At 68.3% G+C, this 15,877-nt stretch carries 11 protein-coding genes; 2 read left to right on the top strand and 9 right to left on the bottom strand.

The window, feature by feature from the left end; translation table 11 throughout:
• Positions 1 to 500 precede the first annotated feature (500 nt).
• The 9 genes from egtD to CHB94_RS23560 all read right to left on the bottom strand — a co-directional run bounded on the left by egtD (position 501) and on the right by CHB94_RS23560 (position 13,844).
• Positions 501 to 1,430, bottom strand: a complete 930-nt coding sequence (egtD, locus tag CHB94_RS23525) for an L-histidine N(alpha)-methyltransferase (RefSeq protein ID WP_089338976.1) — start codon at positions 1,428 to 1,430, stop codon at positions 501 to 503.
• A gap of 113 nt (positions 1,431 to 1,543) precedes the next feature.
• A complete protein-coding gene (gene egtB, locus CHB94_RS23530; RefSeq protein ID WP_089338977.1) occupies positions 1,544 to 2,785 on the bottom strand; it encodes an ergothioneine biosynthesis protein EgtB in 1,242 nt (413 codons plus the stop codon).
• Between the two features lie 108 nt (positions 2,786 to 2,893).
• The gene (locus CHB94_RS23535) at positions 2,894 to 3,574 is read right to left on the bottom strand and encodes an SDR family oxidoreductase (protein WP_217899481.1); all 681 of its coding nucleotides are present in this window, start codon (positions 3,572 to 3,574) and stop codon (positions 2,894 to 2,896) included.
• Between the two features lie 216 nt (positions 3,575 to 3,790).
• Complete coding sequence (locus tag CHB94_RS23540; RefSeq protein WP_089338978.1) at positions 3,791 to 4,852, bottom strand: SDR family oxidoreductase; 1,062 nt, start codon at positions 4,850 to 4,852, stop codon at positions 3,791 to 3,793.
• A 67-nt stretch (positions 4,853 to 4,919) separates the two neighbouring features.
• Complete coding sequence (locus CHB94_RS24775) at positions 4,920 to 5,369, bottom strand: hypothetical protein (RefSeq protein WP_141137632.1); 450 nt, start codon at positions 5,367 to 5,369, stop codon at positions 4,920 to 4,922.
• Positions 5,370 to 5,402: 33 nt separating this feature from the next.
• On the bottom strand, positions 5,403 to 5,894 hold the full coding sequence (locus CHB94_RS23545; RefSeq protein WP_217899482.1) for a hypothetical protein: 492 nt from the start codon (positions 5,892 to 5,894) through the stop codon (positions 5,403 to 5,405).
• Positions 5,895 to 6,190: 296 nt separating this feature from the next.
• A complete protein-coding gene (locus CHB94_RS23550; protein WP_217899483.1) occupies positions 6,191 to 7,399 on the bottom strand; it encodes a heparan-alpha-glucosaminide N-acetyltransferase domain-containing protein in 1,209 nt (402 codons plus the stop codon).
• A gap of 65 nt (positions 7,400 to 7,464) precedes the next feature.
• Positions 7,465 to 12,372, bottom strand: coding sequence for a Pls/PosA family non-ribosomal peptide synthetase (locus CHB94_RS23555; RefSeq protein WP_141137634.1), 4,908 nt, complete (start codon positions 12,370 to 12,372; stop codon positions 7,465 to 7,467).
• 56 nt (positions 12,373 to 12,428) lie between these two features.
• On the bottom strand, positions 12,429 to 13,844 hold the full coding sequence (locus CHB94_RS23560; protein WP_217899484.1) for an aspartate aminotransferase family protein: 1,416 nt from the start codon (positions 13,842 to 13,844) through the stop codon (positions 12,429 to 12,431).
• A 954-nt stretch (positions 13,845 to 14,798) separates the two neighbouring features.
• Here CHB94_RS23560 and CHB94_RS23565 point away from each other — a divergent pair.
• Entirely contained in the window at positions 14,799 to 15,491 is a 693-nt protein-coding gene (locus tag CHB94_RS23565; RefSeq protein ID WP_089338981.1) for a response regulator transcription factor, read from the top strand.
• Between the two features lie 12 nt (positions 15,492 to 15,503).
• Positions 15,504 to 15,812, top strand: a complete 309-nt coding sequence (locus tag CHB94_RS23570) for a hypothetical protein (protein WP_089338982.1) — start codon at positions 15,504 to 15,506, stop codon at positions 15,810 to 15,812.
• Positions 15,813 to 15,877 lie beyond the last annotated feature (65 nt).

Consider the following 15,877-nt stretch of genomic DNA (forward strand, 5'->3'; position numbering starts at 1 on the left):
CACCGTTAGTGCGTGAAACAGCACCCGATCCAGCGCATCCGCGCAGCTCAGCGACCTGCCGACGAGATCATCATGACGCCGTGAGCCAACTCAGGGCGCACCGGGAGGCGAACCGGTGACCAGGGGGAGCAGCACGTAGTCCAGATGGACCTGGCTCGTGGTCTGCGCCAGGCAGAGCCAGTCGGCGGACCGGAGGAAGGCGTGGATGCCTTGCCCTTTCCGGGTTCGCTCGGCGGCACGTGGTGCTGAGCCGCTTCTCAGCCGTAGCGGTCGCCGCGTAGCCGGTCGGGCCAGGGGCGAGGGGGCCCGGGCCCGGCGGCCACCTCGTCTGGGCGTACCCATCCAGCAGCTCGCGCGCCGGCCGCCGACCTCGACAACCGTGGCGCCGTCCACACCCCGCACGATCGTGTCCGGGTGTCCGCTCGACAGTTCTCTCACTCCCCCGTCGACCTCGCCATCTGACCCAGCCCCAGGTCAAGGACCATCGCGGACGCTGGGCGTCACGGAGTCGCCTTGGTCGCCAGCGAGAGCGCGTAGTCACCGTCCCGATCGGTCCACCAGGACAACAGCTGCAGCCCGGCGGCGGTGAGCTCGTCGGCGACGCGCTCCCGGCGGAACTTGGCGCTGATCTCGGTGCGCAACTCCTCCCCCCGGGTGAAGGGCACCTCGAGGTCAAGGACGCGCACCACCTGCTCGCGCAGCGACCGCAGGCGCATCTCGATCCACTCGTTCTGGGCGTCCCACAGCGCAACGTGTGCGAAGACGTCGGGGTCCACGTCGGCACCGAGCTCACGCGCCACCACGTGCAGCACGTTGCGGTTGAATTCAGCGGTCACACCGGTCGCGTCGTCGTAGGCAGCGACCAGCCGCGCGGGGTCTTTCACCAGGTCAGTGCCCAGCAACAGGGTGTCCCCCGATCCCATGTGCGATGCCAGCGTGCGCAGGAACCGGGCGCGCTGCGGGGGTAGCAGGTTGCCGATCGTGCCGCCCAGGAAGGCGACCAGCCGACGACCACCGGCCGGCAGCAGCGGCAGGTGGTGCTCGAAATCACCGACGACGGCGTGCACCGCAATCCCGGGATACGCATCGGCCACCGCCTCACTTGACTGCGTGAGCACGGTCTCGTCCACGTCGACGGGCACGTAGCGCCGCAGGGTGCCGGCCTCGTGCAGCGCGTCGAGGAGCAGGCGGCTCTTCTCCGAGGTCCCACTCCCGAGCTCGACGAGGGTGTCGGCTGCCGACAGATGCGCGATGTCGGTGGCGTGCGTCTGCAGGATCTCGCGTTCACGTCGGGTGGGGTAGTACTCCACCAGCCCGGTGATGGCCGTGAACAGCTGCGAGCCGCGGGCGTCGTAGAACCATTTCGGCGGCAGCGTCTTCGGCGTGGCGCTCAGTCCGGCCCGGACGTCGGCTTCCAGCGCGTCCCGCATTGCCGCCGGCGGAAGGTGACGATCCAGTCGGACCGGGACCCTGACCGGCGCGTCAGCTGGTGCCCGTCGCGGCGTCCCGTCGTCGCAGTGCGCTGCGTTGCCCTGGACGGTGGTCACGGGCGGGCCAGCCGCAGTCCGGCAAAGGCCCATCGGGCGGCAGCCGGATAGAAGTTGCGGTAGGTCAGTCGCTCGTGCCCGGCCGGGGTCACGCAGCTCGCCCCCCGCAGGACGTGCTGGTCGGACATGAACTTGCCGTTGTACTCCCCGACCGCGCCCTCCACGGGCCGGAAGCCCGGATAGGCCAGGTAGGCGCTGGAGGTCCACTCCCAGACGTCGCCGAGCATGTGCCGACCGGTCAGCCCGGGGTGCAGCCGGTCAGGGTCGAGAAGCTGGCCGCGTAGCTCCGCCACGTCACGGGCCGCGACCTCCCACTCAGCCTCGGTTGGCAGACGGGCACCCGCCCAGCGGGCGTAGGCGTCGGCCTCGTAGAAGGAGACGTGACAGACCGGTTCGGCCCGACGCAGCGGCCGCACGCCCCCGGAACCGAAGGCGACCCACTGGCCGTCCTGCTGCTGCCAGTAGCCCGGTACCTGCCAACCGTGCTGCTGCACCGCGGCCCATCCGTCGGAGAGCCACAGCTCCGGCCGGGCGTAGCCGCCGTCGGCGATGAACGCCAACCAGTCCTCGTTGGTGACCGCCCGCTGGGCGATCTCGAACGGCACCAGATGCACGGTGTGCCGCGGGCCCTCGTTGTCATAGGCGAAGCCCACGCCGTCGTGGCCGATCTCGTACAGCCCGCCGGTGATCGCTCGCCAGGTCAGCGGCACCGGGTCGGGATCATCCTCCACCGGGCGGTCGATCATCGCCGGGCCGAACGGGTGGCAGGAGAGCAGGTGCAGGGCGTCCATGACCAGCAATTCCTGGTGCTGCTGCTCGTGGTTCAAACCCAGCTCAACGATGCCGACCTGCGCCTGCCCCAGCCCGCTTTGAATCAAGGCGATGACGGCCTGCTCGACGTGCTCCCGATAGCGGCCGACCTCGGCGGCCGAGGGGCGGGTCACCAGCCCACGCTGCGGGCGCGGGTGCCGCGGCCCGACCGCTTCGTAGTAGGAGTTGAACAGATAGCGGAACGTGGGATCGAACGGTCGGTAACCGCCTGCGGGGTCGAGGAGGAACTCCTCGAAGAACCAGGACGTATGGGCGCGATGCCACTTCGTCGGGCTGGCGTCGGGCATCGACTGCGCCGTCTGGTCCTCTGGTGACAACCGTGTGGCGAGGCGCTCCGTGAGCGCGCGGACGTCGAGGAACCGTGCGAGCAGAGGCGATGTGGCGGGAGTCTTCAGGGTCAGGGTCATGCGCTTCTCCAAGCTCGTGGTTGACATGTCGCGGGGGATGTCAAGGGCACCGGACAGCTGCACCGGTCACGCGCTGCCCACCGGCAGCGGTTGGCTCGTCGGTGCCGGTCAGGCGCCCTGGCCGGACATCTGCATCAGCCCGCCGTCCATCACGTAGGTGGCGCCGGTGACGTAGTCGGCGTCGCTGGAGGCGAGGAAGACCGCGAGTCGGCCGATCTCCTCCCGTTGCGCGGCGCGCTTGAGCGGGATGCTCTGCACCTCCTTCTCCAGCAGGTCGGGGTCGTCGATCGCGGCCTGGTTGAAGGGGGTGAGCACCATCCCGGGTGCGATGTTGTTGACGGTCATCCCGAGCTCGGAGACCTCCAGCACCAGGGTGCGGGTGAGGTTGCGCAGCGCCCCCTTGGAGCAGTCGTAGTCCGCGGCTCCGGCGCGGGGCTGCTCCTGGTGCACGGACGTGGTGTTGATGATCTTCCCGCCGCCTCCCTGCTGCTTGCGGTGGTTGATGAAGTGCTTGCAGCAGATCAGCTGCCCGATGAGATTGCTCCGCAGGGCGCGCTCGAAATCGGCGATCTCCAGGTCCGCCACGTAGGTGCCCGAGGCGTCGACGCTGGCGTTGTTCATGAGGATGTCGACGCAGCCGACCCGGCGGGGTTGACCCAGGGCCAGGTGGATCGCGATCAGGCCATCGATGGAGTTGCCCCCGACCGTCGCTGCGGCGATGCCCACGGCGTCGAGGAAACGGGCCAGCCAAACCGCCAGATCCTCCATCGCGTACGAGGCCGGCGGCACACTGCCACCGTGTCCGGGCAGGGCTGGGCGCGATAACTCGGTGGCCGGCGTCGGCTAAAGCCGGGGCCACCCAGCGCCAGTCCCGGGCGGTCTCCCCGTCGCCATGGAGCAGCACGAGCGCCGGCCCGACCGGCGGTCCGGTGTCCAGGTACTCGACGGCTCGGCCGTCGACGTCAATCCGGGCGATCTCCGCTTCGGTCGTGGTGGGCCTCCCGGTCATGGACCCTTCACTCCTCTCCGTGCCCGGAAGAGGGCCGTTGGGACCTGCTTCCCGCTTCCGACCCGGAGAAGCCGGCGACTGGCCATAACCGCCAGGGTCCCTCCCGCAATCCGGCCCAGGACGGGGTGGCAGCCGAACGTGCGGGTGTAGGCGCCGCGCCGGAAGGCGAACCGCCCGAACCGGCCCCGCACCGATCCGGTGGTGTCACTCGGCTCGTACAGGTTGTTCTGCCCGGCGTCGGCCTCGTCGCGCTGCTGACGACGGAAGGCCTGACCACCGAGGCCCAGCAGCCGATCGGCCAGGGCGGGGCTGAGCCGCTCGAGCAGGTCCAGCTGGCGGGCGGCGGCGCCGACGTAGATGTCGCGACGCCGATGCATGGCGGCGAACAAGATGGCCTGGGCCACGGCCGCGGGCTCGTACACCGGCGGAATCGGCGCTGGCCTGCGGCCCATGAACGATGGAGCGTGGTCGAACAGCGGCGTGTTGATCGACGAGGGCAGGATCGTGGTGAGCTGCACCCCCGACCCGGCACGCCGCTCCTCCATCCGCGCGCCCTCCATCAACCCCACGACGGCGCGCTTGGCGGCGCAGTCGGGCACCTGCAGCGGAACACTGCGCACCCCCAGGCCCGAACTGACCGCGACGATCGTTCCGCTGCGCTGTGCCCGCATGACGGGAAGTGCGGCCTTGATGCCGTGCACCTGGCCCAGCAGGTTGACCGCGATCACCCGGGCAATGTCAGCAACTGGCGTGTCCGCCACGGTGCCGTAGGAGGTCACCGAGGCGTTGTTGACCCCGGTGTCGATGCGCCCGAACCTTTCGACGGCCGTGTCCGCCAGCGCCTGAACCGCAGTGGCGTCCGCCACGTCGGTCGGGACGACCAGCGCCGTCCCACCGGCTGCCGCCACCTCCTCGGCCGCGGTCTGCAGCGCGGGCCCACCGCGGCCAGCCAGCACGACCTGTGCGCCCCGGGCGGCGAACAGCTGGGCCGTGAGCCGCCCGATGCCTGAAGACGCACCGGTGATGACCGCCACCTGGCCCGCCAGGCGCGGCTTCATGCCGGCAACGGTCTGAGTCGCAACGCGCCCACGGGTCACTCCTCGATCGCGTTCAGCGTCGCCTCGGTCACCATGCCCAGCACCACGTGACCGACCAGGCCACGCACGTGCGCCTGCCAGGGATACGCACCCGGCGGACCGGCGATCCCCAGCAACGGAGCGGCGATCTCGTCGTTGACAACAAAGAGGCCGAAGCCGTAGAGGGCACCGCGCCCGGCGCGTAGCCATGGGTGCTTTCTTCGCTGCGCGGCGTAGCGGCCCCTGGTCCCATGCCCAACGCGTAGTGCACCGCGATACCGGCACCGTTGGGCTGCTCACCCCCGGCGTCACTGCCGACCGCCTCCGCCACCCGGCGGACCAGCGCATGCGCGGTGTCCTGACCGAAGGCCCGGGCCCGCTGCTCGCGCGCCAGGTCGGCGGGGTCCTCGCGCCGGTACATCAGCCAGGTCACCACGTCCATGGCCAGGACACCGACCGCGCCGGCGGCGGCCCCTCGTGCTGTCGTCATCGTTGTCATCCCAGCTCCTTCGGTCGAGGATCACCACGGCGGTCAGATGGCCAGGCCGCTGCCACCGCCGGAGTGGAACAAGCCGTAGAAGATGCCGGTCAGCAGGCCGAAGCTCAGGTGCCCGACGAACGAGGTCGCCACGTCCAGCGGGCCGTAGTGGCGGTAGGCCAAGCCCTGCTTGCCCACGTCACCGGTGTCCGGGTCCACCGAGGGAAGGAGCTTCACCACCGGACCGGCCAGTGTGTAGTGGACCAGGGCACCGACCAGGCCCCACAGCCAGAGGTCGCCCTCCACGCCGATCAGCCGGAAGAAGACCGCGTACAGCACCGCGATGGCCGCAGCCAGCGCCTGGTGGAACAGGATCCCGACCAGGTAGCCGCTCGCCCCGCGCAAGCCGAACAAGTTGCCCCAGGTCCGGAAGATGTTCTGCTTCACCGGCAGGCCGACGGCCTTCTGCAGATAGACCGGCCCCTCCATGACCGCGCCGGCGATCAACCCCGCCAGGACGGCCGGCAAGATCTCAATCTCGAGCACTGCTCCTCCTCGCTCTCCGCTGGGTCAGCACGATCGGGTCTGAGGCCGGTCGGACGCCAGGCGAGGCAGGGACAGGTAACCTTGCGGTAATAAGCCGGTCCCCGACCGGGTGACCTGTCGCATCGTCCGGGGCTCGCGTGACGACCCCCGAACCTTCGGCCGGTCACTCTGCCGGTGAGCCGCCGCATGCGGCGCGTCGCTGCACTCGGGCGGCGCGCGCACGCCGGCGTTCCATCCGCGGGCATGGGCGCGGGACCAGGCCGACCAGGTTCGGCGTGCAGTCTCCAGGCGCCTCATCAGCGCAGGGGGCGAGACAATTGCGAGGACGACAGCTGCCGCTCGGGTGACGATCGCGGTAGCGGCGGATCTGCGGCACGGGTCGAGCTCCATGTCAGCAGCCTCTCCAACGGTCCTCTGCCGAGGACCAGACGCCAGGCGGCAGCGACCACCACGGTGACGAGGACGTAGGCCAACCACGGTCCGTTGTCGACGTAGTCGTCAGGGTCGATCAGCCAGATCGCGACGACGCTGCCGGTGTAGACCGTGAGTGCCATCGACCCGACCGAAGCCAATGGGAAGGTGGCCGTGGGCAGGCGGTCGGCGACGACCAAGCACACCGCGATGACGACGAGCGCGAAGCCGACTGAGCCGGCGATCTCGAAGGTCGTGCCACTGTGCGGGGCGGCGCCGCTCAACCAGGCGGGATCCCAGTGGCCGGGATGGTGTGCGCCGTCGAGCGGACCCTCCGACGGCCTTCCGGCCGCCCACCACTGCGTCGCGAGCCACCCGCCGCCGTAACCCACCACGGCCAGGCCCAGGCCTGCGGCCACCAGTGTCCTCCGTACCGGCACGGAGTCGAGGTGGGAGCGTCCTACGGCCAGTCCGACGAGGATGAAGGTCCACCAGATCAGGGCCGGATAGGCGCCGGTCACCGCCAACGACACGAACGGCGCGTCCTGGGAGTCCATCGCGTCGACGAATTGCGCGAGAACCAGAACGGCTGGTGGCGCCAACACCGCCAGCGCACCGGCTGCCATGAGCAATCGTCGAGGGGGCCAACGCAGGAAGGGCAGCGCAAGGACGAACAGGACCGCGTACACGCCGAGGATGACGTCGATGTCGGTGCCGAGCGCCTCGAGAGCACCCCCGATCGCGAGGACCCATGCGGCGCGGACCACAATTCGCAGGCGCGCGCGGACCAGGTCGTCGCCGGTGGCCGGATTGGTCCGCCCGGAGAGGAGCGCCACGGATATCCCGGCGAGGACCGCGAAGAGGATCGACGACCGGCCGTTGACGACTCCCAGCCAGGTGGAGGGCGAGGCCTGCACGTCGTCCGGAACCGCTCCGACGTGGGCGCCAAACATGCCGAAGACTGCCAGGGCCCGCGCCACGTCGAGCCCGATCACCCGGTCGGACCGGAAGCTGCGGCCCCCCGCCGCTGGTAGAAGTTCGGCGTGGGCAGCGCTGGTGTGTGGGATGTTCAGGTTGTCATCCTCGGATTTCACTGGATGGCTCTCCTCGGTGCTCGCTTGATACATCCGGGCAAACTCGCTCCTGCCGCGGGCTGTGGTCAGTGCCCTTCGGGTGATTCTCGATGGCGTTCACGGGGGTCTCGGTGAGGCCGTCGCGGTCGGGTGGCTACCGCGACCCAGTGGCACTGGTCGGCGAGCTGCCACTTCTCCTGATGAAACTCGCACGACACCGGGGATGACGGCTGTTGACAGTCGTCGGTAAGGACGGCCAGCGGCTCGAGGCGCGTGTCGAGGTGCTGGAAGCCGTGCGAGGACCCTGCCCCGGTGCACTTCACGAACGCTTCCTTGAGGGTCCACGCCCGGAGGAATTCCGAGCGGCGGTCCGGGACCGGCTGGGCTTCCAGCCGGACCCGTTCGGCCGGGGAGAGCACCGACCAGACAACGGGATCCTCGTGGTCAGCCACCGCTTCGACGTCCACCCCCACGTCATGGGTGACGGACAGGGCCAGGGCGATCACCTGGGCGGTGTGCGAAATGCTTACGTCGAGGCCGGTGTCGGCGGGGGTGACGACCGTCAGCTTGCCAAGCTCGGTCCGACCGAAGCGCCAGTCCCTGGGAGGGACGTCCGGGCACCATTCCGCTGACAGGGTCAACCGCACCAGCGCCCGGGAGATGACGAAGGCGTCCCGCCGCTCCGACGAGCTGAGGGCGTCCGACTCGTGCACCTCCTCCGAAGAGAGGAAGGTGATCAATTCTGCCTCTCGGTGCCGGCATGCGTCCAGCGTAAACAGGGACAGCGCCACACCAGATGAGCGCGGAAGACGTGGTCCGGGGTTCGCCCGCAGCTCACGGAGCAATGAAGCCAGAGCCGGGGACCCTGCCGGTATGGCTGGTGGAGCCGCCGGAAGGGCGGCTGGGGCGGGGGTCGTCGTCGGGCGAACCCCGGGCGGGTGGAGTTCCTGGGCCGGGTTGCCCCGCCACCGGGCGAATCTTGCAACCTCCTCGCCCTTCATGAGAAAGGCGTCGGCGTCGAGTACGGCGCCATCACTCATCGTCACGCCGTAGTGCACAAAGGATTCGATGCCGAGGGTGCAGCCGGCGCCCAGAGTGGTGAAGTCGGACTTGAAGGTTCCGTCTTCCAACGAATGGCACTGGATGACGCTGCCGGCGTTCAGCGTGCAGTCGTCCCCGATCGTGACCAAGCTTTTCTCCGGGATTGAGCAGCCGTCGTCGAACACCCGTCGGCCGATGCGCACCCCCAGCAGGCGCCACATCAGGTTCTTGAACGGGGTGCCGTGGAATGGGACCGTCGCGATCAGCTTCCAGAAACGCTCGTGCCCCCAGAAGTATCGGTCATAGATTGAGCAGAACCGCGGGCTCATCGGGCGGAAGCGCTGGACGGCGCGCTCGACGAACACCGAATAGGCGAGGCTGAACAGGAGAGCGGCGACGCCGAACGCCGCGACCGCCGTCGCCCCTAGTTCGTCGTAGAAGCCGGCCGCGACCGCAGCTAGCACGGCAAGGCAGAAGACGAGGTACCACCGCACCAAGAGAAAGGTCGCCATGGTGACGATGTTGTGGCGGTTTTTCGCCGAGATGCTGCGCTCCAGCTCGTCCCCGGTCTTCAGGTGGTCGAACCCGGCATCGCGCTGGACGGAGCGGGGGATCTCGAAACACGGGGAGCCCAACAAGCCCACGTTCTCGCGGACGGGTCCGTCTATCGGAACCATGACCTTGGTGGCCAGCAGGCAGTTGGCGCCGACTTTGCTCTGCGACGGGTAGGCGATGTTGTTGCCGAGGAAGTTGCGCTCGCCGATCGATACCTGGGACAGGCGGAAAGAGGTGCTGGAGACGTCCCTATTCATGACCGACAAAGCGTCCGAAACCATCGTCCCGCTGCCGACGGTGGTCAGATACGGGGACTCGTGCCCCAGCTCGGTGCCGAAGTTGGACCCCGTCTGCTGGACCTGCGAGAGGTTGTACCCGAGGGCGCGCAGGTAGTGGACGATGTAGGAGCTGTCCCCGAAGAAGTCCACGTAGAACCTCACGTTGGTCATGCGCGTGATCGTCCGCTGGATCATGTAGTGGATGCCGTACAGGGGATACACCTTGCCCGGCGTGAGCGCGAGGTTCAGCGCGCGTGGGACCGTGACCACGAAGATGAGCCCGGTGAGTACGGCGCCGAAGAACATGACGAAGGTCAGGGCCAGCAGGTTGCGGTAGAACGTCCAGTCCGTCAGTGCCGTGTAGTCGGCGGCTAGGACATCGGGAAGCAGCGAGCCCGCCAAGACCATGCCCACCGGGACGTACAACACCAGCACGGTCGCAAGCTGCCAGGTGGCGTAGGACCCCCTGCGGAGGGCGCCGCACCGCGCTGGTGGGACCGTCCGGTAATCCGTGTCGGTCCGCTGCGCTGGAGACCCGTGCCAGCGCTCGCCGGCTGGCACGGCTTGGGGTTCATGGAGTGAGGAGACGTGACCGAGCTGGGCGGCGTCGCCCAACGACGTCCCGATGTCCAGGACGGTCTTCTCGCCGATCAGTACTCCCTTGCCGATAGTGATCGCGCCCGTCTGGATGACGCCGGCGTGGGCGCGGTAGCCGGGGAGGAACGAGTCCTTGCGGATGACGGTGCCGTCGCCGATGGTCAGCAGGTCCGTGCACACCGGCATCGTATGGGTGAAGATCGCCACCCCGCGCCCAATCTTCGCTCCTAGCATCCGCAGGTAGAACACGTAGATCGGCGAGCCGACGAATGCGGCCAGCGGGCTGGACCGGACCAGCGTCTTGACCAACCAGAAGCGGAAGTACGACAGGCTCCAGACCGGGATCTCTTGCGGCTTCCAGCGCCCGATGAGCAGCCACTTCGCGACGATGGGCAGTGCGCTGAAGCCCAGGAAACTGCCGGCGCCGAAGACGAGCGTCCGCTGGTAGATGTCGATCACCTTGGTGCCACCGGCTACCCATTCGAAGCCGCTGACGAGGACGAGTGAGCTCAGACACATGTAGCCGAAGAACGCCAGGAGCTGCAGTGCTCCGCAGAGGACGTACTGGCGGGTGCTGCCCGGTTTGACCGCCTTCTCCGGGGCCGAGGTCCCGTGCGTGTCTGCAACGGTGGGCGGCGTGTCCCCCAGCGTCACGGCCAGGCTCTTGACCGTCGGGTGCAGATAGACATCCCTCATCGCGATCGAGGGCAGGCCCGACCGCTTGCGCAGGCCGGAGCAGAACTGCGCCATGAGCAGGGAGTTGGCGCCCAGGTCGTCGAAGAAGTGGCTGAGGACCGATACCCTGTCCAGCCGCAGGATCTCGGCCAGTGCGTCGGCGAGGGTTTCCTCGGTGGTGGTGGATGGGGCGACGTATGCCTGCTGGGGCTCGCCGCTGTGCCGGTTGCGCGGCGCAGGCAGGCTTTTGCGGTCGGCCTTGTCGCTCGACGTCATCGGAATGATGTCGAGTTCCTCGAGGTAAGCAGGAACCATGTAGGCGGGCAGCCGCTCCCGCAGCCGCCGGTAGATCAGCTCCTTGTCCACCGACGCGGTGTCCTTGCGCAAGCTGTAGTAGCCGACCAGCTCTACCGTGCCCGGCTCCGGCTCGTACGTGTTGACAACTGCTTGAGCGATCCCCGGGACCTGCGCCAAGAGTGACTCGATCTCGGTCAGCTCGATGCGGTAGCCGCGAATCTTGACCTGGGTGTCGATCCGGCCGTGGTACTCGAGCTCACCGTATGCATTGATCCGGCCAAGGTCGCCGGTGCGGTAGATGCGGCCGGATGGGTTGTTGTCGAGTCCGAGGAAGTCGGGGATGAACACCTTCTCGGTCAGGTCGGGCCGATTCAGATAGCCGATGGCCAGCCCGATCCCGGCGATGCCGATCTCCCCCATCTCCCCGCGCGGAAGTGCTCGGGCCTCGTCCGCGTCAAGGATCACGATGGAATAAGTGGGCAGTGGGACACCAAGGGTTACCGGCCGGTCGGGATGGACCGACGTCCAGGTCGCGGTAACCGTGGCCTCGGTGGGCCCGTAGACGTTGAGGAACCGGCGACCCGGACGGTGCCATCGGGCGACGAGCTCCTGCGGGCACGCCTCCCCGGACACCAGCAGGAAGCGCAGGCCCGGCACGTCTTCGTCGAGAGTGGCGAGGAGCGTCGGAACGCAGCACAACGCGGTGATGCGCTTGCACTGCAGGAACTCCCCCAGCTCGGCGCCCAGCAGGCTGGAACCGCCCGGCTTGGGGACCAAGGTGGCCCCGGCGATCCAGGGCACCCAGATCTCCTCGACCGAGAAGTCGAAGGCGATCGTCATGCCCTGGTAGACCCGGTCGCTGGACGTGATGCCGTACACCTCGACGGCAACGCGCACAAAGTTGCAGATGCTGCCGTGCTCGATCGCCACGCCCTTCGGCCGACCGGTGGTCCCGGAGGTGTAGATGAGATAGGCGAGCTGGTCGACAGGCTCACCCGCTTCCTCATCGGTCAGCCGCCCGGGGGGTTCCGCGGCGACCAGCCGCGCCACCTCGTCGACGAAGATGAAGCTGGCGTCGACCTGGTCGAGTCGCTGCCGCAGATGCGACAAGGTGAGCATGACGCCAACGCGGGCGTCGTCAGTGATGTAGCGCAGCCGGTCCGGGGGGAAGCCGACGTCCAGCGGCACATACGCAGCGTTGATCTTGAGCACGGCCAGCATGCCGATGTAGGAGTGCAGGGGCGAGTCGAACAGCAGGCCGATTCGGTCCCCCGGGCGGGCGCCGCAGGCCAGCAGGTACCGGGCCAGCTGGTTGGCTCGGGAGTCCAGTTCGTCGTAGGTCAGGACGACGTCGCCGGCGTCTACGGCCAGCTGGCCGCTGCGGCCGTCGTTGCGCAGCTCGTCGCACCGGGCCTCGAACAGGTGCTGCATGCGTTCCCCGGCCCGCCACCGGACCGACTGCTGATAACCCGCGCACACCAGTACTGGAGCTGCCGCAGGAGCATGCTGCGGCTGCGGGTCACGCCGTGTGTCGACCAGGCTGCTGCTCATAGCCCCTCGGGTTGCCGCTGACGATCGATGTAGGAATCCGCACTGCGCCGTGCGCCTCAGCCCAGCGGAGTGAGATCGCGGCTGGCCGTGCTCACGATGGCCTCCGCCGCCGACCGGCAGCCCTCCTCGATGGCGTCGAGCAGGATGTCGCAAGCGGTGTCGAGCACGCTCTCGGTGACGTTGAGCGGCGGCAGGATCCGCACCACTGCGTCATCTCGTCCGCCGAGCTCGAGAATCAGTCCCCGGCGCAGCGCCAGGGCCTGCACCGCACGGGCCAGAGTGCTGGCCGGGCGGTCGGTGCGCGGGTCGGCCAGCTCTATCCCCCACATCAGGCCCACGCCGCGGACGTCGCGCACCCACGGGTTCCGGTGCAATGGACCCAGCCGGATGCCTACCTGCTCCGCGCGGCGGCGGACATTGCCCAGGACGTCGTCACGGCGCACGATCTGCACGGCCCGAGCGCCAGCGGCGAAGGCCAACTGGTTGCCGCGGAACGTGCCGGTGTGCGCTCCCGGTGCCCACACATCGAGCCGCTCGTCGTACAGGATCACCGCGATCGGCAGACCGACACCGCTGAGGGCCTTAGAGGCGACGATGACGTCCGGCTCGATGTCGTACTGCTCGAACGAGAACCAGGTGCCGGTTCGCCCGCAGCCGGTCTGCACCTCGTCCACGATCAGCGGGATGTCGAGCTCGCGGGTCAGCACTCGCAGCCGCTGCACGAACTCCCGGTTCGCCGGGATGACACCCCCCTCACCCTGCACCAGCTCGAGAATCACCGCGGCCGGCAACGGCACGCCCCCGTTAGGGTCCTGCAGAGCACGCTCCAGGTAGCCGATGCAGTTGACGCTGCAGGCGTCCGGGGTCAGCCCGACCGGGCAGCGGCTGCACGAGGAGAACGGAAAGAAATGCACCCCCGGCATACCGTTGGCAATCGGCCGCTTCTGGTCCACTAGACCCGTCACGGCCATTGCGGCGTGGCTACTGCCGTGGAACCCGCCCTGAAAGGAGATAACCTCACCTCGACCGGTGGCCGTCTTGCACAGTTTGATCGCGGCGTCTACCGCGTTGGCTCCGGTCGGACCGCAAAAGTGCATCTTTATCCGCCCACGCATGCTCTCGGGCAGCATCGACAGTTGCGCGTCGATGAATGCGCTCTTGGCGGGGGTTGGAAAGTCCAGGCCGTGCGCATGGATAGCAAGCTGCTCGCCCGCCGCACGCACCAGCTCCGGGTGGCTGTGCCCCAGCGAGAGCACGCCCGCACCGGTCAGGAAGTCGATGAAGACGTTCCCGTCCACATCGCGGACGAAGCTCCCCTGCCCTTCAGCGATCGCGATGGGTAGGTGCCGTGGATACGTTCTCGCGCGGGACTCCACCCGCTCTTGCTGTGCCAGCAGCTGCGCGGAGCCTGGTCCCGGCAGGGCAGTGGATACCCTCGGCCTCGTCAGCAGACCATCATCGACCAGTGTCACCGTGCATCCCTCCATGGATTATTGAAGACGAGCAGCTTTCAGCCGCGGGATGGGAACATCATTGAAGAAGCTGAAACAGCGATGGCCACACCGGCGGTCGTCCATTCCCGCGTCGACAAACTGTCGATAAGTCCGCCACCGGTTTCGGCGCACGCCGACTCATGCAGGCTAAGCGAGCACCGCAGGGCCTGCGCCGCTTGTAAGAACCTCGTCACTTTTGGGTAGCCAGCCTGGGCGGCCTATTCACCGCAAGTGCTTGCCGCATCGCGCTCTGTGACAGATCTGAGGAGACGTGGCAGGTGCGAATCCCGATCCCGGATGGTGATCTTGCTTCGTCCGCTCTCGCTGCGTTTGGGAGCGTCGGGGCCGAGGGTCGGCCGCAGCCACCTGCCGAGCGGCCGGAGCCCCCTTGACGCCGGCGCAGTCCGGCGCATCCCTGCTGTTGGAGCACGGACATGCTCCAACGCCGATTCCTCGGTATGGACAGGCCCGCGGCGCTCGCTCACCCCTTGCCGCTTCAGGCCGGCGTGGATGCTTCAGCAGAAGCCGTTGGCGGGGTCAATCCGAGCGGGCGACCTCGCCGGAGCTTGGGCTCATGAGAGGCAAGGCCCGCGCCACCGCGACCCTCCGGGTGGCTGACGCCCCGGTGGGCAGGGTGAGCAAAACGCCGTCGGCAGATCGCGCAGCCCTGTATGACCAGGCCGGTCAGTTCACGGGGCGGCTACGATGAGGCCGCTGGCGCGCCCGCGGTAGACGGCGCCTCGATCGCGGACCCCTTGCCGGGGCGGGTGTTCTAACCCTCTGCCCGCCGTCCTCCAGCAGTCTTCCGGAGCGATGGTTGGAGAATTGAAGGTGCAGTGATCTTCGCGCCTCACTCGTCGCGGCGCTTAACGGAGTGGAGACGTCCACGAATGGAGATGCCTCGGGCGGCGGGCTGGTCCCTAGAATCCTGGCATGCCTCGGGTCCTGGTCGTCGAGGACGATCCGACCGTCGCGGAGGTGGTGAGCAGCTATCTGCGGCGGGCGGCGTTCGAGGTGGACTGCGCCAGTGACGGTTATGCCGCGCTGGCTGCGGCAACGCCAGAGCTGCCCGACCTGGTGGTGCTCGATCTCATGCTGCCAGGAATTGACGGGCTTGAGGTGTGCCGGCGCCTGCGCCGCCGCGGCCCAGTGCCAGTCATCATGCTGACCGCGCTGGGTGAGGAGAGTGACCGGGTAGTCGGGCTGGAGGTCGGGGCCGACGACTACGTCACCAAGCCGTTCAGCCCGCGCGAGTTGGTGCTGCGGGTGGGGTCGGTGCTGCGGCGCACACGCGGCGCAAGCATGTCCGCCCTGAATGCCCAGCACGTGCTGCGCGCCGGTGCAGTGGAGGTGGATCTGTCCGCGCACCGGGTGACCAAGAGCGGTGTGGATCTGTCGCTGACCAGCCGCGAATTCGACCTACTCGCGTTCCTGTTGGCCCACCCCGGAGAGGCCTTCACCCGCACGCAGCTGATGCAGCGGGTGTGGGGCTGGTCCCACGGCGACGAGTCGACGGTCACGGTGCACGTGCGGCGGCTGCGGGAAAAGGTCGAGGACGACGCCACGGGTCCGCGACTGATCAGGACGGTATGGGGCGTGGGCTATCGGCTGGATCCGTCCTCCTGACAGGCTCAGGCTATGCAGGACAGCATGCTCCAGGCGATGCGGGACGCGCCACTGATCGCTTCCATCGCCGGGGGTTGCTCGCTGATCGTCGGCGTGCTCGGCCTGGTGCTCCTACGCCGGCTGCGCCGGCGATCGCTGCCACTGTCTCTGCTGGTCGTCGCCACGATTCCGGTACTCGCCGTACTTACTGGCACCCTCGGGGCGGCAGCGGTGATGTTCTTCTCCGCCCACGACCTCGGGGTGATGCTCATCGTGGCTGCGGCCGCCGGCGCGGTAGCGCTGGGTGCCGCGCCCGAGTTGGCTCATTTGGTTAGTGCGTGACTGCCGGTGTCCTGGAGCGCGTCGAGGACGGCTTGTTGCGCTGGCGGGACGTGGGGGTCGAAGGT

It is taken from the genome of Blastococcus mobilis, assembly GCF_900188025.1.
Taxonomy (GTDB): Bacteria; Actinomycetota; Actinomycetes; order Mycobacteriales; family Geodermatophilaceae; genus Blastococcus_B; species Blastococcus_B mobilis.